20 protein-coding genes and 1 pseudogene are annotated in these 19,691 nt (G+C 61.7%); 8 read left to right on the top strand and 13 right to left on the bottom strand.

What is annotated here, in order from left to right; translation table 11 throughout:
* Nucleotides 1–222 precede the first annotated feature (222 nt).
* Nucleotides 223–1,416, top strand: coding sequence for a succinyl-diaminopimelate desuccinylase (gene dapE, locus VL202_RS22370; protein ID WP_325466264.1), 1,194 nt, complete (start codon nt 223–225; stop codon nt 1,414–1,416).
* Nucleotides 1,403–2,017 (top strand): hypothetical protein, encoded by a 615-nt coding sequence (locus VL202_RS22375; RefSeq protein ID WP_325466265.1) that lies wholly within the window; start codon nt 1,403–1,405, stop codon nt 2,015–2,017. The genes dapE and VL202_RS22375 overlap by 14 nt, the downstream gene beginning before the upstream one ends.
* Here VL202_RS22375 and truA read toward each other — a convergent pair.
* The 5 genes and pseudogenes from truA to def all read right to left on the bottom strand — a co-directional run bounded on the left by truA (nt 2,011) and on the right by def (nt 4,833).
* Nucleotides 2,011–2,754: a tRNA pseudouridine(38-40) synthase TruA gene (gene truA / locus VL202_RS22380; protein ID WP_325466266.1), complete on the bottom strand. Its 744-nt coding sequence runs from the start codon at nt 2,752–2,754 to the stop codon at nt 2,011–2,013. The genes VL202_RS22375 and truA overlap by 7 nt on opposite strands.
* Entirely contained in the window at nt 2,754–3,689 is a 936-nt protein-coding gene (gene fmt, locus VL202_RS22385; RefSeq protein ID WP_325466267.1) for a methionyl-tRNA formyltransferase, read from the bottom strand. Before fmt ends, truA begins: the two co-directional genes overlap by 1 nt.
* A gap of 23 nt (nt 3,690–3,712) precedes the next feature.
* A pseudogene (locus VL202_RS22390) lies at nt 3,713–3,826 on the bottom strand (type II toxin-antitoxin system VapC family toxin); the annotation flags it as partial.
* Nucleotides 3,827–3,954: 128 nt separating this feature from the next.
* On the bottom strand, nt 3,955–4,242 hold the full coding sequence (locus tag VL202_RS22395; RefSeq protein ID WP_325466268.1) for a plasmid stabilization protein: 288 nt from the start codon (nt 4,240–4,242) through the stop codon (nt 3,955–3,957).
* 66 nt (nt 4,243–4,308) lie between these two features.
* Nucleotides 4,309–4,833, bottom strand: a complete 525-nt coding sequence (gene def, locus VL202_RS22400) for a peptide deformylase (protein WP_325466269.1) — start codon at nt 4,831–4,833, stop codon at nt 4,309–4,311.
* Nucleotides 4,834–4,977: 144 nt separating this feature from the next.
* Between def and VL202_RS22405 the strand changes: the two genes are divergently transcribed.
* The 4 genes from VL202_RS22405 to VL202_RS22420 all read left to right on the top strand — a co-directional run bounded on the left by VL202_RS22405 (nt 4,978) and on the right by VL202_RS22420 (nt 10,200).
* Nucleotides 4,978–6,174: a DNA recombination protein RmuC gene (locus VL202_RS22405; RefSeq protein ID WP_325466270.1), complete on the top strand. Its 1,197-nt coding sequence runs from the start codon at nt 4,978–4,980 to the stop codon at nt 6,172–6,174.
* Between the two features lie 50 nt (nt 6,175–6,224).
* A complete protein-coding gene (locus VL202_RS22410; RefSeq protein ID WP_325466271.1) occupies nt 6,225–7,124 on the top strand; it encodes a ribokinase in 900 nt (299 codons plus the stop codon).
* A 287-nt stretch (nt 7,125–7,411) separates the two neighbouring features.
* Entirely contained in the window at nt 7,412–9,781 is a 2,370-nt protein-coding gene (locus VL202_RS22415; protein WP_325466272.1) for a methyl-accepting chemotaxis protein, read from the top strand.
* A gap of 176 nt (nt 9,782–9,957) precedes the next feature.
* Complete coding sequence (locus VL202_RS22420; protein WP_325466273.1) at nt 9,958–10,200, top strand: hypothetical protein; 243 nt, start codon at nt 9,958–9,960, stop codon at nt 10,198–10,200.
* A gap of 87 nt (nt 10,201–10,287) precedes the next feature.
* Here VL202_RS22420 and VL202_RS22425 read toward each other — a convergent pair whose 3' ends face one another.
* Complete coding sequence (locus tag VL202_RS22425) at nt 10,288–11,232, bottom strand: nucleoside hydrolase (RefSeq protein ID WP_325466274.1); 945 nt, start codon at nt 11,230–11,232, stop codon at nt 10,288–10,290.
* 155 nt (nt 11,233–11,387) lie between these two features.
* Here VL202_RS22425 and VL202_RS22430 point away from each other — a divergent pair, with 155 nt between their 5' ends.
* The gene (locus tag VL202_RS22430; protein ID WP_325466275.1) at nt 11,388–11,819 is read left to right on the top strand and encodes an Hsp20 family protein; all 432 of its coding nucleotides are present in this window, start codon (nt 11,388–11,390) and stop codon (nt 11,817–11,819) included.
* A 139-nt stretch (nt 11,820–11,958) separates the two neighbouring features.
* Nucleotides 11,959–12,216 carry a DUF1150 family protein gene (locus VL202_RS22435; RefSeq protein ID WP_062582878.1) on the top strand — a complete coding sequence of 86 codons (258 nt, stop codon included), beginning with the start codon at nt 11,959–11,961 and terminating at the stop codon, nt 12,214–12,216.
* A 27-nt stretch (nt 12,217–12,243) separates the two neighbouring features.
* On the opposite strand, the gene VL202_RS22440 is transcribed toward VL202_RS22435, so the two are convergent.
* The 7 genes from VL202_RS22440 to VL202_RS22470 form a co-directional block, all read right to left on the bottom strand.
* Nucleotides 12,244–12,942 carry a tRNA (guanosine(46)-N(7))-methyltransferase TrmB gene (locus tag VL202_RS22440; protein WP_325466276.1) on the bottom strand — a complete coding sequence of 233 codons (699 nt, stop codon included), beginning with the start codon at nt 12,940–12,942 and terminating at the stop codon, nt 12,244–12,246.
* A 118-nt stretch (nt 12,943–13,060) separates the two neighbouring features.
* Nucleotides 13,061–14,326, bottom strand: a complete 1,266-nt coding sequence (gene metK / locus VL202_RS22445; RefSeq protein WP_325466277.1) for a methionine adenosyltransferase — start codon at nt 14,324–14,326, stop codon at nt 13,061–13,063.
* Between the two features lie 261 nt (nt 14,327–14,587).
* The gene (locus VL202_RS22450) at nt 14,588–15,010 is read right to left on the bottom strand and encodes a helix-turn-helix domain-containing protein (RefSeq protein ID WP_325466278.1); all 423 of its coding nucleotides are present in this window, start codon (nt 15,008–15,010) and stop codon (nt 14,588–14,590) included.
* Nucleotides 15,011–15,164: 154 nt separating this feature from the next.
* A complete protein-coding gene (gene lnt, locus VL202_RS22455; protein WP_325466279.1) occupies nt 15,165–16,760 on the bottom strand; it encodes an apolipoprotein N-acyltransferase in 1,596 nt (531 codons plus the stop codon).
* A gap of 157 nt (nt 16,761–16,917) precedes the next feature.
* Complete coding sequence (locus tag VL202_RS22460; RefSeq protein ID WP_325466280.1) at nt 16,918–18,078, bottom strand: hemolysin family protein; 1,161 nt, start codon at nt 18,076–18,078, stop codon at nt 16,918–16,920.
* 12 nt (nt 18,079–18,090) lie between these two features.
* Entirely contained in the window at nt 18,091–18,597 is a 507-nt protein-coding gene (gene ybeY / locus VL202_RS22465) for an rRNA maturation RNase YbeY (RefSeq protein WP_325466281.1), read from the bottom strand.
* A 20-nt stretch (nt 18,598–18,617) separates the two neighbouring features.
* Nucleotides 18,618–19,673, bottom strand: a complete 1,056-nt coding sequence (locus tag VL202_RS22470; protein ID WP_325466282.1) for a PhoH family protein — start codon at nt 19,671–19,673, stop codon at nt 18,618–18,620.
* Between the last annotated feature and the right edge of the window lie 18 nt (nt 19,674–19,691).

The following is a 19,691-nucleotide window of genomic DNA, read 5'->3' on the forward strand; positions in this document are numbered from 1 at the left end:
GGCTTAAACTGCCGTCCCCTCCGTCATTGAAAACAAGTGGCTGCGGCAGAATCTCTCCCCCCTTGTGGGGAAGGTGGCCGACAGGCCAGAGGGGGTCTTTTTCCATATGCGATAGCCCTGCCCTCAACAGCAGGCCAAAGACACAGCAAACCTCCCGACCCACCCCGTGACAGCCCTGCATGGATCGGCTAAACCAAGCCGCACAACAACAGGCCTTGTTTGATGACCGCTACCGATCCCGTCGCCAATCTCTCCACCCTCATTCGCTGCCCGTCCGTCACGCCCGCCGAGGGCGGCGCGCTGACGGCGCTGGAGGCGATGCTGAAGCCGTTGGGCTTTGCCACGCACCGGGTGACGGCGACCGAGGAGGGCACGCCGGATATCGACAACCTCTATGCCCGGATCGGCACGGATGGGCCGCATCTGATGTTTGCCGGCCACACCGATGTCGTGCCGGTCGGAGACGAGGCCGCCTGGACGCATGGGCCGTTTTCGGCCGATATCGCCGATGGTCAGATGTATGGACGCGGCGCCGTCGACATGAAGGGCGGAATTGCCTGCTTTGCCGCCGCCGTTGCCCGCCAGATCGAGAAAAACGGCCCGCCGAAAGGTTCGATCTCGTTCCTTATCACCGGCGACGAGGAAGGCCCGGCCATCAACGGCACCATCAAGCTTCTGGAATGGGCGGCCGAAAAAGGCGAACGCTGGGACGCTTGCCTGGTCGGCGAACCGACCAATCCAGACACGCTCGGCGACATGATCAAGATCGGCCGCCGCGGCTCGCTTTCGGGCACCGTCACCGTTCGCGGCGTTCAGGGTCATGCGGCCTATCCGCACCTGGCCGACAGCCCCGTGCGGGGCATCCTGGCCCTGACCCAGGCACTGATGGACCCGCCGTTTGATGGCGGCACCGACAATTTCCAGCCGTCCAATCTCGAAGTGACGACGATCGACGTCGGCAACAAGGCCGTCAACGTCATTCCGGCGAAGGCGTCGGCGAGCTTCAACATCCGCTTCAACGACACCTGGGACGCCGACCGGCTGAAAGCCGAGATCATCGCAAGGCTCGATCGCGCCGCCATCGACGGCGTGCTGCGTCCCGGCCGCGCGCCGGTCGGATACGACATCGTCTGGAGCGAGCGCCCGAGCCACGTGTTTCTCACCCGCAACAACGCACTGATCGCCTCGCTGTCGGGCGCCATCGAGGCCGTCACCGGTCGCGAACCGAAGCTTTCCACCACGGGCGGCACGTCGGATGCGCGTTTCATCAAGGATTACTGCCCGGTCGTCGAGTTCGGCCTTGTCGGCCAGACGATGCACATGGTTGATGAGCGCGTCGCCGTTGCCGACCTCGAAACACTGACCAACATCTACGAGACCTTCGTCAGCCGCTGGTTCGGTCATGCCGCAGATTGAAGAAATCGGGTTTTACCTGAAAGGCCTGTGGCTGCTGATCCTCGGCGACAAGAGCGGTTTCGATTGGCTCGACATCTCCGCGCCCGGCGTCTGGCGCTCCTTCGCCGCGATCCTGTGGTGCCTGCCGGCCATGGCCGTCGGCTGGGCGGCATGGCGGCTGTTCTATCTCGAGCAGATGCCGCAGGGCACTGAAACGGGCCTGCTCTTCATCATCAAGCTCCTTCTGGTCGATCTCACCATGTGGATCGTGCCGCTGGTGCTGCTGGTGATGCTGGCGAAGCCGCTCGGTTACACGAACCTGCTGGCCCCGATCATCGTCACAGCCAACTGGCTGTCGGTGCCGACCGTCTACGCCATGGCCGTGCCGCTGACGATTCGGCTGGTCATCCCCGGCGGCGAGGGCCTTGCCTATCTGCTATCCCTCATCCTGCTGATCGCCAATTTCACGGCAATCTTCCGGCTGATAAAAACCATCACCGACAACCAGTTGCTGCTCGCCTCGACGATATCGGCGCTGCTGATACTGCCGTCGCTGATGCTGAGCGAGGGCCTGCCGCCGCTCCTCGGACTGATGCCGATCTACGCTGCAACGATTCAGTAATCGACCTGCATGAAATAGAGCCCCTCCGCTGGCGCCACCGGACCGCAAGCCTTGCGGTCCCGCGCCTCCAGCGCCGAGCGCACGTCATCCGGCGTCCAGCGTCCGTCGCCGACCAATTTCAGCGTACCGGCAAAGGAGCGGATCTGGTTGTGCAGGAAACTCTGCGCCGTCGCCCGCATCTCGATCACGTCGCCATCGCGCGTCACGTCCAGCCGGTCCAGCGTGCGCACCGGGCTGTTGGCCTGGCAATGGGTCGAGCGAAAGGTCGTGAAATCGTGCCGCCCGACCAGCACCTGCGCTGCCGCGTGCATGGCCTCATGGTCGATGGGCTTCGACACCCACCAGGCGCGCTTCGCCTCGAGCGCCAGCGGTGAAGGCCGCGATATGATGCGATAGAGATAATGCCGCCGAAGCGCCGAGAACCGCGCGTCGAATTCGTCCGGCACCTCCGCCGCCTCGAGGATTACCACCTGCTCGCGCGCCCGACCGAGATAGGCGTTGAGGGCGTTGCGCAGCGTTTCCGGCTTCCACTGCCGCGAAAGATCGGCATGTGCCACCTGTCCGCGCGCATGCACGCCGGAATCGGTCCGCCCCGCGCCGCGGATCAGAACGGGTTCCCTGGTCAGCGCCAGGATGGCCTTCTCGACCGCGCCCTGCACGGAAGGACCATTGTCCTGCCGCTGCCAACCGACATAGTTCGAACCGTCATATTCGATGGTCATGCGGAAGCGCGGCATCAGGCGAGCCCTGTGCCGGCCGGAATGGGCGTGCCGCGACGAAACTCGTCGCCAGCCAGCACCTTGCCGCCGGCCTTTTGCAGCCGCGTCAGGCGGACCGAACCATCGCCACAGGCGATCGTCAGGTCGTCGAACAGCGCCGTTCCGGTTTCTCCGCCGGCGGTCTCGATCACCGAGGACAGGACCTTGACCCGCTCAGGCTTGCCGGCAATCTCCAGCTCGAACCAGGCGCCGGGAAAGGGCGACAGGCCGCGAATGTGATTGTGGACCTCGGCTGCGGTTTTCGAAAAATCAATCCGCGTCTCGGCCTTGCTGATCTTGGCGGCATAGATGACGCCGTGCTCGGCCTGCGGCGTCAACGGCAGGTCGCCGCCATCGAGCTTGTCCATCGCCTCCCTCATCAGCCCCGCGCCGACCAGCATCAGGCGATCGTGCAACTCGGCTGATGTCATCTCGCTGCCGATGGCGACGACCTTGGTCAGCGCGACATCGCCGGTGTCGAGGCCCTTGTCCATCTTCATCACCATCATGCCGGTCTCATGATCGCCGGCCATGATCGCCCGCTGGATCGGGGCAGCGCCACGCCAGCGCGGCAGGAGGGAGGCATGGCCGTTGTAGCAGCCGAGCCGCGTTCCATTGAGAATCTCTTCCGGCAGAAGCAGGCCATAAGCGACGACCACGGCCACGTCCGCATCGAAATCACGAAATGTCTGGCGGTCAGCGGCATCCTTGAAATTGACGGGTGTCAGAACGGGAATACCGAGCAATTCGGCCGCCTGGTGCACCGGCGATTTCTGCAGGTCGAGCCCACGGCGCCCGCCGGGCCGCGGCGGTTGGGTGTAGACGGCGGCGATCTTGTGGCCGGCCTGCACCAGCGCTGCCAGCGTCGGCACCGAAAACTCGGGCGTTCCCATGAAAATGATACGAAGCGACACGGTACGCGGACTCCCGTTCCTGATCAGGCCTCTTCAAAAGGGTTTACGAGCTTCAAATCAAGCCCCTCGAAGTCTTTTACATTCCGCGTCGCCAACATCGCGCCGTGCGACAGGCAGATCGCGGCGATCATGGTGTCCGGAACCGAAATGGCCGTTGCGACACAGACGAAGAGCTCCGACATGCTTCGTCGCCGCAGCCATTTGACCACCATGGGATGGATGGTGACCTTTGCAATTTCGGAAACGGTATTGATATCCAGCACAATCATTCGAACCCGAAACCCGGCCGTTCGTAGTCATTCTTGCGGCTCTCTTCAATTAACGCCATGAATTCCTGATGTTCTTCATCGGTCATCAGGCAATCTGCGACCGCTGCACGCAGCACATCATATGCAGACTGCTCTTCCACCGGCTTGATATCGCTCTCGGCAATCAAACCCTTGCGCAAAAGCTCCTTGGCTTCATCTGACAGGCTACGCTCAGTGCGCTTTGCAACAGCTGCGATGTCGCGTTTCAATGCGTCTGAAATATTCCGGATCAGCAGATCACCCATCGCCAAGCCTCCACTATGATATCATCGATATCATCGTTTCAAGCCTGCGCATTTTCAACGGATGCGTCAGATCGCCTTGGCGCCGCGGGTCTTGGCGGCCTTGGTGAATTTGCGGATCACCATTTCGCGCTTGAGCTTGGAGATATGATCGATGAACAGGACACCGTTGAGGTGATCGATCTCGTGCTGCAGGCAGGTGGCGAGCAGGCCGTCGGCCTGCGCCGTCAGTTGCTTGCCGTCGAGATCGACATATTCGACGGTGATCGTCGCCGGCCGCTCGACCTCGGCGTAATAATCCGGGATCGACAGGCAACCCTCTTCATAGACCGAACGTTCGTCGGAAGATGTCAGGATCTTCGGGTTGATGAAGATCATCGGCTGCTTGTCCTCGCCCTCCTTGGCGATGTCGATGACAAGCATCTGGCGCGGAATGCCGATCTGGATGGCCGCGAGGCCGATACCGGGCGCGTCATACATGGTTTCGAGCATGTCGTCGGCGAGGCGGCGGACATCGGAATCGACCGTCTCGACCGGCTTGGACAGCTGGCGCAGCACGGGATCAGGAAGGATGATGAGCGGCTTGATGGTCATCTGGCTCCCTTAACCGATCTTTCGCGTCGATGGAATTCTCCACCTCAAGATTTTTGCAACAAAAGCAGCCATTCGCGCGATCAGATTCGAGAATGTTCCCGGTTTGATCTGGTCAATGCCGAGGAATCCACCTATTCTGCAGCCATGGAGCCGACAATTCTGACACTCGACCAGCCCCTCTTCATTCTTGGCAACCATCCGGTGACACTCGGCATGGGCCTCTTCATCGCCATCGGCATCCTGCTGCTCGCCGGGATTCCCGCGGTGCTCGGTCGCCGTCGCGCGCGGCAATCGGCTGATGATGCCGAGCAGCGGATGAACGCGCTTCTCGCCGCCCAAACGGAAATGCAGGGGCGCATCGCGGCCATGGCGGATGTCTTTGGCGCACGCCAATCGGAGTTGAACCAGTCGATCAGCCAGCGCATCGACGGCATGACCCACCGGATCGGCGCATCGATCAGCGAGCAGACGAAGGTGACGCACGAGAACCTGCGCCGGCTGCAGGAGCGGCTGGCTGTCATCGATACCGCCCAGACCAACATCCAGTCGCTGGCCAAGGACATGGCCGGACTGCAGAGCATCCTGTCCAACAAGCAGACGCGCGGCGCCTTCGGCCAGTCGCGCATGGAAACGATCATCTCCGATGGCCTGCCGATGGGTGCCTATGCATTCCAGTCAACGCTGTCGAACGGCTCACGCCCGGACTGCACGCTGCGCATGCCGAACGGCCAGCCGGTTCTGGTCATCGATGCAAAATTCCCGCTCGAGGGCTGGAACGCGATCCGAGGCGCGGAAAACCCCGAGGCAGGCCGTTTGGCCGCCCAGCAATTCCGGCGCGACATGGAGGTTCATATCCGCGATATTGCCGGGAAATACCTGATCCCCGGCGAGACGCAGGAGACGGCCTTCCTCTTCGTTCCGTCCGAGTCGATCTTCGCCGAGATTCACGAGAATTTCGAAGGCATCGTCCAACGGGCGCACAAGGCGCGCATCGTCATCGTCTCCCCGTCGCTGTTGATGCTGTCGATCCAAGTGATCCAGGCAATCCTGCGCGATGCCCGGATGCGTGAACAGGCCCACCTGATCCAGGGCGAGGTCATCCGGCTGATGGAGGATCTCACCCGTCTCGATGATCGTGTGCGCAAGCTGCATGGCCATTTCCTGACGACGCAGAAGGATGTCGATGACATCCTCATCTCGTCGGACAAGCTGAAGAAGCGCGGCACCAGGATCGAGGCGCTTGATCTGGAAACTGCCAGTGCCGCTCCATCGGCGCAGGAGCCGAAGGCTTTCGACAATCGCATGGGGCAATTGAAGCTTCGGGTGGTTGACGAAGACTGACGGTCTCGGGCACTGTCCGGCAAAAATCGCCTGCCGGGGGAGACGCGTCGATGATTACAGTTTTTGGCTCCATCAACATGGATCTGATCGCCACCACGGAGCGTCTGCCGAAGCCCGGCGAGACCGTTGCTGGTAGCGGATTTTCGACGGCCGCCGGCGGCAAGGGCGCGAACCAGGCGCTCGCCGCAACCCGGGCCGGCGCCTCCGTGCGCATGGCCGGCGCAGTCGGCTCGGATGGTTTCGCCGAGGGCGCGCTGACGCTGATGAAACAGGCCGGCACCGATCTTTCACAAACCAAGATCGCCGACGAGCCCACCGGCACGGCCCATATCCTCGTTGGCGGTGACGGCGAGAACGTCATCGTCGTCGTGGCGAGCGCCAATGGCACCGTGAATGCGCAGGACGCGGCTGCCACCGTGGATGAGATGGCGGCGGGCGATACGCTGATGCTGCAGTTGGAAATCCCGGCGCCCGCGGTGGAAAAGGCACTCATTTCCGCCCGTCGGAAGGGCGTCACCTCGATCATGAATATCGCACCGCTGACACCCGACGCCGCTCGCCTCGGGCGCATGGCCGATATCGTCGTCGCCAATGAAACGGAATTCGAACTGCTTGCCGGTCGCGACGGGCTGTCCGCCGACGAACGTCAGGATGCAATGACGCGGCTACACGGCGAAACCAGGCAGACGATCATCGTCACGCTCGGCGCGGAAGGCGTGATCGCCATTCGCGGCGGCGCCTTCCACAAGGCAAAGGGCCTGAAGATCGAGCCGGTCGATACCGTCGGCGCGGGCGACACGTTCTGCGGCTATCTTGCCGCCAGCCTCGATACAGGCCTCGATTTCGACACGGCGCTGCGCCGTGCAGCCGTCGCGGGCTCGCTTGCCTGCCTGAAACCCGGCGCCCAGCCGGCCATTCCGCTCGCAGCCGAGGTCGATGCCAGGATCTGACCGGCAGGCGCTTCCCGCCCCGCATTGCGTGATCGGAACAGGAAGCGTCGTCAATGTCATATTCCGTGTAAGTCCTTCCGAAAAATGGCTGGATTTGGGTTCCTGACGTTGGTCTAATTTTAATAAATGCTGCTGTATCAAACAGCTACACAGGTTCGCTTTCCCAGGATCAGAGGCGGCCTCGTGATGCCGGTTGGCATCTGACGCTCCATGACAGAGCATTCCCACCAACAGATCGCGTCATTCCGCGGCATCGAAACCCGCGGCTTTCACATGCGGGGACATCCATGTTCAAGTTCCAAGCCAAATCCCTGGCGACCAAGCTTATCGCAGTGACGGGCGGCATCATCGCGCTTGTCCTGCTCGCGTCCAACTTCGTATTGATCTCGCAGACCCAGGACCGTGTCCAGACGCTGGTTCTGGATCAGGCACGCACGGAAGCAAAATCGATTGCCTCCGACATCGCCAGCAACGTTGCCGAACTGGCGGGGGCTGCGCGTTCCACCGCCGGCATTATCGGACGCGGCCATGAAGGCGGCTATCTCGATCGCAAGGGCATCGTCGATATGCTGAAGGCCAATGTCGAGAAGAATGCCTTCGCGTTCGGCAGCTGGTTCGCGGAAGAACCCAACGCCTTCGACGGCAAGTCCGCCGATTATGCCGGCAAGAATGATTTCGGCGCGAGCAAGGACGGAACGCTCAACCCCTACTGGACCAAGGGCAAGACCGGTATCGATTTCTCGACTTTCAATTCCGACTACAAGGCGGACTGGTATGCGCTGGCCGCCAAGAGCCTGAAGGGCGCGATGTCGCCGCCATACACCGAAACGACCACCGGCGACAACAATTCGATGTCCTCGATCGCCTATCCGGTCATCTCCGAGGGCAAGCTGATCGGCGTCAGCGGCGTCGATGTATCGCTGACCTCGCTCGCCAACAAGATGAAGGATATTCGTCCCTTTGGCACCGGTCGCGTGACGCTCCTGTCCCAGACGGGCAAGTGGCTCGTTGCCCCGATCCCGGATCTTCTGATGAAGGAATATGACGGGATCGGCGCCGATGTCGTCAAGAACGCGCTGGCCACGTCGCAGCCCGGAATGATCGACGATCTGACCTATGACGGCAACGAAACTTTCGACCGTGTCGTCTATCCGTTCGCCTTGCCTGACGTGAACACGACCTGGGTCGTCCTCGTCGACGTGCCGCAGAGCGCCATCAACGCTCCGGTGCTCGACCAGACTTACATGATGGTGATCGGCGGACTGATCGTTCTCGGCGCCGTGCTGCTCGGTCTGTATCTCGCTGTTCGCAGCTTCGTCCAGAAGCCGCTTGCCGGCCTCGTCAGCGATGTCGCTAATCTCAGCACCGGCATCTACACGGCGGCGATCACCGGCCAGGACCGTTCCGACGAAACCGGTTCGGTCGCCAGGGCCCTGGAAGGCTTCCGCCACCGGCTCGCCGATACCAAGCGCCTGGAAACCGAGGCACGCCATGAGCGTCAGCAATCCGAACAACAGCGCAGCCAGTCGGAATCGGAACGCGCCCAGTCGAACGCCACCCAGCGCGAGATCGTCGCCAAGCTCGCCAAGGGCCTGTCGCATCTCTCCTCCGGCGATCTCGCCTATCGCATCTCCGATGATTTCCCGGGTGAATACGCACAGCTGAAAAGCGACTTCAATTCGGCCATGGAAAGCCTCGAAGAGACGATCCAGACGGTCAACACCTCCGTCGTCAACATCGGCACCGGCACAAGTGAAATCAGCAATGCCGCCAACGATCTGTCGCACCGCACCGAACAGCAGGCTGCGAGCCTCGAAGAAACGGCGGCGGCGCTTGACCAGTTGACCTCCCAGGTCAATGCCAGCGCCGACAATGCCAAGGTTGCCGCGAAATCCGTCGAAACGGCCAGCACCGATGCCGAGCAGTCCGGCGAAGTCGTCCAGAAGGCGATCGCCGCGATGAAAGGCATCGAACAGTCGTCCGGCGAGGTCAGCCGCATCATCGGCGTCATCGACGAAATCGCCTTCCAGACCAACCTGCTGGCGCTGAACGCAGGCGTCGAGGCGGCGCGTGCCGGTGATGCCGGCAAGGGCTTCGCCGTCGTCGCACAGGAAGTCCGCGAACTCGCCCAGCGCTCCGCCAACGCCGCCAAGGAGATCAAGACCCTGATCAACACCTCGGCCGGCCAGGTTCGCGATGGTGTCGATCTCGTCGGCCGCGCCGGTGGCGCGCTGCAGAAGATCGCCGACCAGGTCGTGCAGATCAACGGCCTGATCCGCCAGATTTCCGGCTCGGCTTCCGAGCAGGCCGTCGGCCTGAAGGAGATCAACACGGCCGTCAACCAGATGGACCAGGTGACCCAGCAGAACGCCGCGATGGTGGAAGAGACCACGGCCGCCAGCATGACGCTGAACGAGGAAGCCCGCTCGCTGAGCACGCTGGTTTCGCGCTTCCAGGTGACCCGCCAAAGCAACTCCTCCGCCGACATGCTGCGCGGAACCGCCGAGCGCATGCGGGCACCTGCAAAGGCTCCGGCGGCAAGCTACGGCGCACCGGCAAAGGCCGCTCCGACCCGCACCGTCGCCCCGGTCCCGAAGGCCGCTCCGCAGGTCTCCGGCAATACGGCGCTGGCCGAGGACAATTGGGAAGAGTTCTGAAATCTCCATGTCCTAGAGTGATGAAAATGCAAACGGCGCCACAGGGGCGCCGTTTCGCATTCATTGTGCCGCCCGGGAGGGAACCGGCAGTTGCGAAAGCGACATATTCGTATCGGGTGGAACTTGAACGGGAGTTCCGCGTTTTAACGACAGTTATCAACCCGGAGGAATTCCAGATGACTGATCGTGGACCAACAGTTATCAACACAGGCAGAAGCGGCACCGCCGGATGGGCGGTTGCCGTCATTATCGCAATCGTCGTCATCGGTGGCTTGCTGATGTTTACCGGCGTCATCGGCGGTGGCGGCGGCGGCAACACCGACGTGAATGTCAACGTCCCGGCCGTCGAAACCCCATCGACCGACACGAAGCCGGCCACCGACACGCCGGCAACCGCACCGGCAACGACGACCCAGTAATCGTATTCAGTCTGATGATCCATGGAACGCACAACGGCGCCCTTTCGAGGCGCCGTTGTTGTATTGCCGATCCAGTCGGACAGCGTCTCAGAGACGGCCGATGCGCTCCGCCAGCAGGTCGAAGAAGCCTTGGTCGTCGATTTCGCGCATGACCTTGGCATTGTGCGTGCGCCTGGTAACCTGCCACCAGTCGACCACGGTCATGCCGATGGTCAACTCGGACTGGGTCTCGATCTCGACATTGCAGTCGCGGCCCTTGAAGAGTTCGGGGCGCAGGAGATAGGCGATGACGGTCGGATCATGCAGCGGGCCACCGTCCGTGCCGTATTTCTCGACATCGAAGCGCTCGAAGAATTCCAGCATCTCGGCCATGGCGACAGCGGCGGGCGAACCGATCGCCCTGATCTTTTCGACACGCGCCCTGGTGGTCAGGACCCGGTGGGTGACATCGAGCGGCATCATGACGATCGGGATGCCGGACTTGAAGACAATCTCGGCCGCATCCGGATCGACATAGATGTTGAATTCGGCTGCTGGCGTGATGTTGCCGCCCTCGAAGAAGCCGCCACCCATCATCACCAGTTCGCGCACACGGGGGGCGATCTGCGGCGCTTTGTCGAGCGCCAGCGCAATGTTGGTCAGTGCGCCGAGTGTGCATAGCGTCACCGTGCCGGCTTCCTCTGCCAGCAATGTTTCGATGATGAAATCGACGGCGTGCTGCGGTTGCAGCGGCATGGTCGGCTCCTCGACCACCGGGCCATCGAGGCCGGTCTTGCCATGCACGTGTTCCGCCGTCACCAACTGGCGCTTGAGGGGTCGGTCAGCGCCGGCATAAACCTTGACGTCCCGACGATTGGAAAGCTCGCAGACGACGCGGATGTTGCGGGATGTCTGCGCGACCGGGACGTTGCCGGCAACGGCGGTGATCCCCAGCACGTCGAGTTCGTCCGGGCTGCCGAGTGCCAGCATGATGGCGGCGGCGTCGTCCTGCCCCGGATCGGTGTCGATGATAATCTTTCTCGGCGCGGTCATGCGGGGTCTCCTTGCAAATCAGCGAGCGGACTATGATTTGCCTCCCCTCCGGGCGCAAGCGCCTTGCGCTCGCTACGCACAGCTACCATATTGAGGCGTGCGGATGCTGCCTCGCAGGCCCGCACAACGGTCGCTTGACAGCCAAGGACTAACGGATGACCCGGATTACGCCTTTTACGAGCCCGCTCCTGCTCGGTTTCGACGCCATGGAAAAAACCCTTGAGCGGATCGCCAAGGGCAATGATGGCTATCCTCCCTACAATATCGAACGCATCCGTCGTGACGAGACATCAGGTGAGCCCGAGCGGCTGCGAATCACGCTGGCTGTCGCCGGTTTCGGCGAGGACGACCTCGACGTCACCACCGAGGAAAACCAGTTGATCATCCGCGGCCGGCAGGCAGAGACGGGTGAGCGCGACTATCTGCACCGTGGAATAGCGGCGCGTCAGTTCCAGCGCATGTTCGTTCTGGCTGATGGAATGCAGGTCTCGAAGGCCGAATTGAAGAACGGTTTGCTCTCCGTCGATCTCATCCGTCCCGAACCGGTCCGCATGGTAAAGAAAATTAATATTTTGGTCCCAGAGTAGGATAACCGGCAAAGCAATGCCGGCTGCATCAGGCGCCGGCTTTGTCCTAAAGGCTCAAACTTCGTGCAGCGAATCAAAGAGTTACAGTTTCCATCGTCATTTCTGGCGAGTGATTCTGTAAAGCCACGGAGTATCACTCATGGGATTGAAACACGTCAGTTCGCACCTGTCGAAAAACGATCTGGCCCATCTCGGCGCCGGTGAAGTTGGCTATATCCGCAAGATGCGGTCCGACGAAGTGTCGCGCGTCTTCCCGGAAGCGCCCGACATGGATCCGGGCCTCGACCTCTGGGCCCTTTTCGGCGCCGATGGCACGCCGATCCTGCTGACAGACAACCGTTCGAGCACCTTCTTCAAGGCAGCCGAAGACGACCTGCGGACCGTCAGCCTCCATTAAGACTGCAAAGAATGGTGTTGTTCCGGTTCAGACCCGCCGGAACGTCAGATAGGCGGATTTGCGCCCTTCCCGTCGTGCCTTGGCCTCGTAGCGCGTGCTCGGCCAGCCGGGATAGGGTGTCAGCCAGTCGCTCGCGTTTTCCGCCGTCCATTCGAACGCGGCGTGATCGCGGCAGAACGACAATGTCCAGTTCACATAGCTGTCGATGTCCGAGGCGAAACAGAACGTGCCGCCGGGCTTGAGGACGCGTGCGAAACGATCGAGGTTGACGGCGGAAACGAAGCGGCGCTTCCAGTGCTTCCGCTTCGGCCAGGGATCCGGGTAGAGCAGATCGATCTGGTCGATCGAGGCGTCCGGCAGCCAGTCGAGCACCTGCGTCGCGTCATCGTCGTGCAGACGGATATTTTCAGCCCCCTTCTCCTCGATATGCCCCACCAGCTTTGCCATCGAATTGACGAAGGGCTCGACGCCGATGAAGCCCGTGCCGGGGCTTTCCACAGCCCGGTGGATGAGGTGCTCGCCGCCGCCAAAGCCGATTTCCAGCCGGACCCCGTCAACGGGATGACTGAACAGCGCCTTGATATCGTTCGGCGCCGGCGAACCGAGCGGCAGGCGCAGCACCGGCAGCATGGTCTCCAGATGGGACGCTTGCAGCGCGCGCAGGGGCTTGCCCTTGCGGCGTCCAAAGAAGGCTTCGGTCGAGCGATTGCGGGTCTGGTCGGTCATGGCAGTGGTCTTTCACGATAAAAGCGGACGTCTCCGCCCGGAGACATCCGCTTTACAGTCTTATCGGACGATCAGTCCAGAGGTTCTGGCCGTCCAAAGGTTCTGGCCCTCCGGAGCCTCAGGCCGCCTTCAGCGCTTCCTTGAGCGGCTTGACCAGATCCAGCTTCTCCCAGGAGAAGGAACCGTCACGGCCAGCCTTGCGGCCGAAATGTCCATAGGCGGATGTCTTCGCGTAGATCGGCTTGTTCAGATCGAGATGACGGCGGATGCCCGATGGCGACAGGTCCATCGTCTTGCGGATCGCATCCTCGACCTGGTCCTCGGTGACCTTGCCGGTGCCATGCAGATCGACATAGATCGACAGGGGTTGGGCAACGCCGATGGCGTAGGCGATCTGGATCGTGCAGCGCTCGGACAGTCCGGCGGCAACGACGTTCTTTGCGAGGTAGCGGGCGGCATAGGCCGCGGAACGGTCGACCTTGGTCGTGTCCTTGCCGGAAAACGCACCGCCGCCATGCGGCGCTGCGCCGCCATAGGTATCGACGATGATCTTGCGACCGGTCAGGCCGGCATCACCGTCCGGGCCGCCGATGACGAACTTGCCGGTCGGGTTGATGTACCAGTTGCAGTCATCGGCAATCTCGATGTCATGCAGGGCTTCGCGGATATAGGGTTCGACTACGGCGCGAACCTTGGCCGAATCCCAGCTTTCGTCCAGATGCTGCGTCGATAGCACGATGGAGGTGACTTCCGCCGGCTTGCCGTCGACGTAACGCACGGTCACCTGGCTCTTGGCATCGGGACCAAGCCGTCCGGCATCGCCCTCGCCCGTCTTGCGGGCCGTCGCCAGCAGGGCAAGAATACGGTGCGAGTAATAGATCGGGGCCGGCATGAGTTCGGCGGTTTCGCGGCAGGCGTAGCCGAACATGATGCCCTGGTCGCCGGCGCCTTCGTCACCCTGCTTGTCGGCGGCGTTATCGACGCCCTGCGCGATGTCGGCGGACTGCGGATGCAGCAGCACATCGATCTTCGCGGTCTTCCAGTGGAAGCCGGCCTGCTCGTAGCCGATTTCGCGGATCGCCTTGCGGGCGGCGGACTTGAACTTGGCGGGGTTGATGACCGGATGGCCGGTTGCGTCCTTGATGACGTTGCCTTCCTTGTCCTTCTTCAGGAGCGTATCGGGAACACGAACTTCACCTGCGATCACGACCCGGTTTGTGGTCGCCAGCGTTTCGCAGGCGATGCGAACACCCCAGGGATCGACACCCGTTTTCGCAGCTTCACGATACACAAGATCGACGATTTCATCCGAGATCCGGTCACAGACCTTGTCGGGATGGCCTTCTGCTACGGATTCACTCGTAAACAGGTAGTTTGTGCGCATGCGGGAAGTCCCCTCAAAGAAAAAACTGCTTGGAACGTGTTAGTGATTTTGCCATCAAAAAACAAGCACACAAGGACATAAATATATCTTTATATGCGTGCCAGAGGAACGTTTTTCCTGCTTTTTGACCCATTATGCCGCACTTCGCGACAAGCAGCCCCCGCTTCGACGCGGCAACACATTCACCGAAGCGTCACATCCGGGCACAAAAAAAGCGGCACTGTCCGGCCGCTTCTTTTTCAGTTTCGGCTTGCGCCAGCCTTATTCGGCTTCCGCCTCGGCAGCGAGCGCCTTGACGAGATCGACCAGCTTGCGGCGCACCTTGGGATCGCCAATCTTGACGAATGCGCGGTTGAGCTGGAGGCCTTCGGAGGAGGACAGGAAGTCGACCACATAGTTGGAGCTGGACGCTTCCGCCATGCCCGACGGGCCTGCCAATCCAGAATCGCCCGGTGCGTCTTCGAAGAAGAACGAGACAGGAACATTCAGAATGCTTGAAATATTCTGAAGGCGGCTGGCGCCGACCCGGTTCGTGCCCTTCTCGTATTTCTGGATCTGTTGGAACGTGATCCCGAGGCTCTCACCGAGCTTTTCCTGGCTCATGCCTAGCATGGTGCGGCGAAGACGAATCCGGCTACCGACGTGGATATCGATCGGATTCGGCTTCTTCTTGTTTTCTATCATGATGGTTTCCTAATAAGCAAAGTTTCAGTTTCTCCATAACCTGGACACTTGCCGAGAGCAGACTACACGCTACGTTGTGTAGCCGGGCGGAAACCCTCAGAACATAGGTGAAGATCTATGGTGATAGCCACTATGCAATTTTAGGGGTTTTTGGTCAATTCTCTCTCAAAATAAAACTAACACGGGAAATAATCGCGAGCGCCAGCAGGAAAGCGGCGATCACCATGCCGTTCCGTTTCTGCTCCTCCCGGCTCATGGGCAAATCAAGTTTTCCCGGCAAAATTGTGTCTACAAAGCCGCGGGTTCCAAACGGAAAACCGGTGACGATTTCGCCGCGCGCATCGACGACAGCCGAAATTCCGGTATTGGCGGCGCGGATCAGCGGCATTCCGTTTTCGACGGCACGCAGCCGCGCCTGCTGGAAATGCTGATAGGGGCCAGGGGTGTTTCCAAACCAGGCATCATTGGTCAGGTTGAGCAGCGCGCTGGTCCGGAGAACGTCATCACTGATCTCGTCCGGGAAGATCGCCTCATAGCAGATCAGCGGATAAAGTGCTGCCCCGCCCGGCAGGGTCAGCAGCGAACGCGTCGCGGCCGCTGAAAATCCACCGGGCATGGATGCGGCGATCGCGTTCAGGCCGGCCGAATAGAGCAGGCTTTCCATCGGCATATATTCACCGAAGGGAACGAGATGCACCTTGTCGGATGCGCTGATGATCTGGCCTTCGTCATCGATGACATAGATGGAATTGTAGTAGCGCGGCGGCAGGCCGGCACCTGCATCCTCGGCCCGCACAGCACCGGCGATCAACACCTGCCCGTCCTGCAGGACGTCGGCGATTCGCAGCAGCGCGTCCGGATTTTCGGTGATGATGAACGGCACCGAGGTTTCCGGCCAGACGACGATATCCGGCCGCTTGGCACCATCGAGCGGCACTTCCTGCGTCAGTTTCAGGTGCTCCTCGAACACGGAGGACCGCTCCTTGTCATCGAGTTTCTTCGACTGGTCGATCATCGGCTGTACGAGCCGGATGGTGACGGCTGGATCGGCCGGCGCTGGCGAAGGTTGCTGCAGACGGTAAAATCCATAGCCGAAATGGGCGCCGATCAGGAGCATGGCGAGGCCCAGCCCCAACCCCATGCCCTTGCGCGTCCCGATCAGCGCCGGGGCGGCGAAAACGAAGACGGCAAGCATGGTGACGCCGGCAAGACCGATCACCGCCGCCGACTGCATCATCAGCGGCATGGGCATGGCGGCATAGCCGATGGCGTTCCAGGGAAACCCGGTGAGGACGAAGCCGCGCAGCCATTCGAACAGGCCGAACGCAAAGGCAAGGGCGGCGATCCGCCCCAGGCCGTTCGACCAGAGCAGGCGTGCCAGCAGCACCGCGAAAGCATGGAAGACGGCGAGGAAGGCCGGCAAGCCGATGACGGCGAGCGGCAAGGCCCAGGCGAACTCATCCGCCTCGACCAGCAGCGCATTGCCGAGCCACCAGAGGCCGCCGAGGAAATAGCCGAAGCCGAAGAACCAGCCGATGGCGAAGGCCGGAAAGCCGCGCCGGATTGCGCCGTGATCGGGATCGCCCGACGCGCCATCGATCAACCATACGAGGATGGGAAAGGACAGGAAGGGCGCCGCGAAGATGCCGAAGGGCGGCAGGGCCAGAACGGCGATCAATCCGGCGACGAAGGCGACAAGTGCCCGGCGGGCTCCCGACAACAGCATGATCCTGCCCGCAAGCCACTCCATTCAGTTCCCCTCAATCAGCGCGGGCCACGGCCCGGCCAAAGGCGGGGCAAGCAGCAGCGCACAAAGACCATCCGTGCGAATCAACGCGTGGGCAGTCTTCCAAAAAAGCGGCGGTTTGTCGTGCCTTGAAACGGCGCAAAACGCCTGCACGCGGCTATCAGCCGGTTTCGCGCAGGGATTTCTCAGGCAGGCCGGACTGCGAGGCCTCAACCGGCATATCCTCTTCACCCTTGACGGCGCGACGGCGAGCCGGCGGGCGCTTGCGCACGATGCGGACACGCTTTACGCGGCGTGGATCGGCGTCGAGAACCTGGAATTCGAACCCCGGCAGGGCCTGCACGACCTCGCCCCGGGCCGGTATCCGGCCGAGCGACGCAAACACCAAGCCGCCGAGCGTATCGACATCCTCGAGCTGTTCGCGAATGTCGAAATCCGGTCCGATCGCAGCCGCGATCTCTTCCAGCTCCACGCGCGCGTCGGCGACGAACACGTCGTCCGATGTCTTGGCGAACATCACCTCTTCATCGTCATGCTCGTCCTCGATATCGCCAACGACCATCTCGACGATGTCCTCGAGCGAGGCCAGCCCATCGGTTCCGCCATATTCGTCGATGACCAGCGCCATCTGGATGCGGGCGGCCTGCATGCGCTGCATCAGGTCGGAGGCATGCATGGACGGCGGCACGAACAGGACCTGGCGGATGATCCCCGCCTCTTCCACTGTTTTGGTCAGGTCGATGCGACCAAGATCGAAGACGGCCTTCGGCTGACGGGACGACTTTTCAGGTCTCTCACCCGCCGCTGCGACCGAGGCAGGCGTGCGACTGCCACTGCGGCGTTTGTTGCGCGCCTGCTTGGTGACATAGGACAAAAGGTCGCGGATATGCACCATGCCGCGCGGATCATCGAGGCTTTCGCTGTAGACCGGCATGCGCGAGCGGCCCGACTCCTCGAAAATCACCATCAATTCGGCAATCGTGATGCTCAGATCCACCGCTTCGATATCGGCGCGCGGCACCATGACGTCCTCGACGCGGACTTCACGGAAGCGCAGGATATTGTTGAGCATGGCGCGTTCGGCCGGCGAAAAGGCGGTATCGCCTTCCGCCCCTCCGGTCATCAGCGCATCCGCAAGATCTTCGCGCAGGCTTGACCCGCTGCTGGCGCGCCATATCCGCGCTGCCCGACTCCAGAAGGAGGAGCCCGTTTTGCCGCTTTCAGGTTTCTGGCCGGCGCTACTACTGCCGCCCTCTTCCTGACTGGAGGCTTCCGCCTCGTCTCTAACAGCCGTGGCGGGCTGTGCTCTAAAATCGCTCATTGTTCCAAACTATCAAACGGGATCGCTGTCCCCATAGGGATCAGATAGACCAAGACCGGCTAAAATACGAGTCTCGAGGCTCTCCATTCTTTCCGCTTCGTTGTCTTCGAGATGATCATACCCGAAAAGATGCAGAAATCCATGCACGAGCAGATGGGTGAGATGTTCGTTAAACGGCTTTCCGAGGTCGTCGGCCTCGCGCACCAGCGTCTCGTGGGCGAGAATAATGTCACCGAGCATCGGCCCCGGCTTCTTGCCCGGCATCAGCGGAAAGGCGGGAAAGGACAGAACATTCGTCGGCTTGTCCTGCGCGCGCCATTCGGCATTGATTGACCGGATCGACGCATCGTCGGTGAAGACCAGCGAGACTTCCGGCGGCACTTTCGGAAACGGCTGCTTTTCCTCGCGCTTCAGGAAATCGGCGGCGGCCGTAAGCACGCGTTCGCTCAAGGCCTGGAGGTCCGCCTCGGAAGGCCAGGGGCCTTCCTCGATACTGATCTGGATATCAAGCATGGTCATGGGATGGACTTGCGGCCGCCTCAGCGGTCGCCCTGCTCGCTTTCATCGTGAACGGCGGTCGTCGCCTCATAGGCGCGAACGATGCGGGCGACCATCGGATGGCGCACGACATCGGCATCCTTGAAGCGGATCACCGAAACGCCCTCGACGCCCTTCAATATCTGAAGAGCTTCGACAAGGCCCGACTTGACGCCGCGCGGCAGGTCGACCTGGCTCGGATCGCCGGTGACGATCATGCGGCCGTTTTCGCCGAGACGCGTCAGGAACATCTTCATCTGCATCGCCGTGGTATTCTGGGCTTCGTCCAGGATCACGGCGGCGTTGGCGAGCGTCCGGCCGCGCATGAAGGCAAGCGGCGCGATTTCGATGACGCCGGCGGTGATCGCCCGCTCCACCTTGTCGCCCGGCATCATGTCGTAGAGCGCGTCATAGAGCGGCCGCAGATAGGGATCGACCTTGTCCTTCATGTCACCGGGCAGAAAGCCGAGGCGTTCGCCGGCTTCGACGGCCGGCCGTGACAGGACGATACGATCGACGGCACCGCGCTCCAGCAACTGGGCGGCGTGCGCGACCGCCAGATAGGTCTTGCCGGTGCCGGCCGGGCCGACGCCAAAGACGAGTTCGGACCGTTCGAGCGCGCGCATATAGGCATCCTGCGTCGGCGTGCGCGCGGCGATGGTCTTCTTGCGGGTGGAAATCTGGGCGAGGTTCAGCTTGGCCTTCTTTTCCATGGTCGGCAGTTGCAACTGGTCATCGGCGGCCATGGCCATGCGGATAGCGCCCTCGACATCGGAGACCTCGACGCTGCCACCGCTTTGCAGGCGGCCATAAAGATAGTCCAGCGCCCGGCGGGCCTGGTTGGTGGCGACGATCTCGCCGGAAATGGCAACGGAATTGCCGCGCGGACGGGCATCGATGCGCAACCGCTGCTCGATCAGTTTGAGGTTCTGGTCGAACTGGCCGAAAAGCTCGCTGGCGAACCGGTTGTTCTCGAAAGTAAGCACGAAGTGATTGACGTCTGTCGCGGATGTTTTCGACTGGCGCGGCGAGGATGAAACCAATTCGTGTCCGTTCAAGCGGTAAGGCTCCTTGAG

This window comes from Pararhizobium sp. (genome assembly GCF_035497515.1).
GTDB lineage: Bacteria > Pseudomonadota > Alphaproteobacteria > Rhizobiales > Rhizobiaceae > Pararhizobium.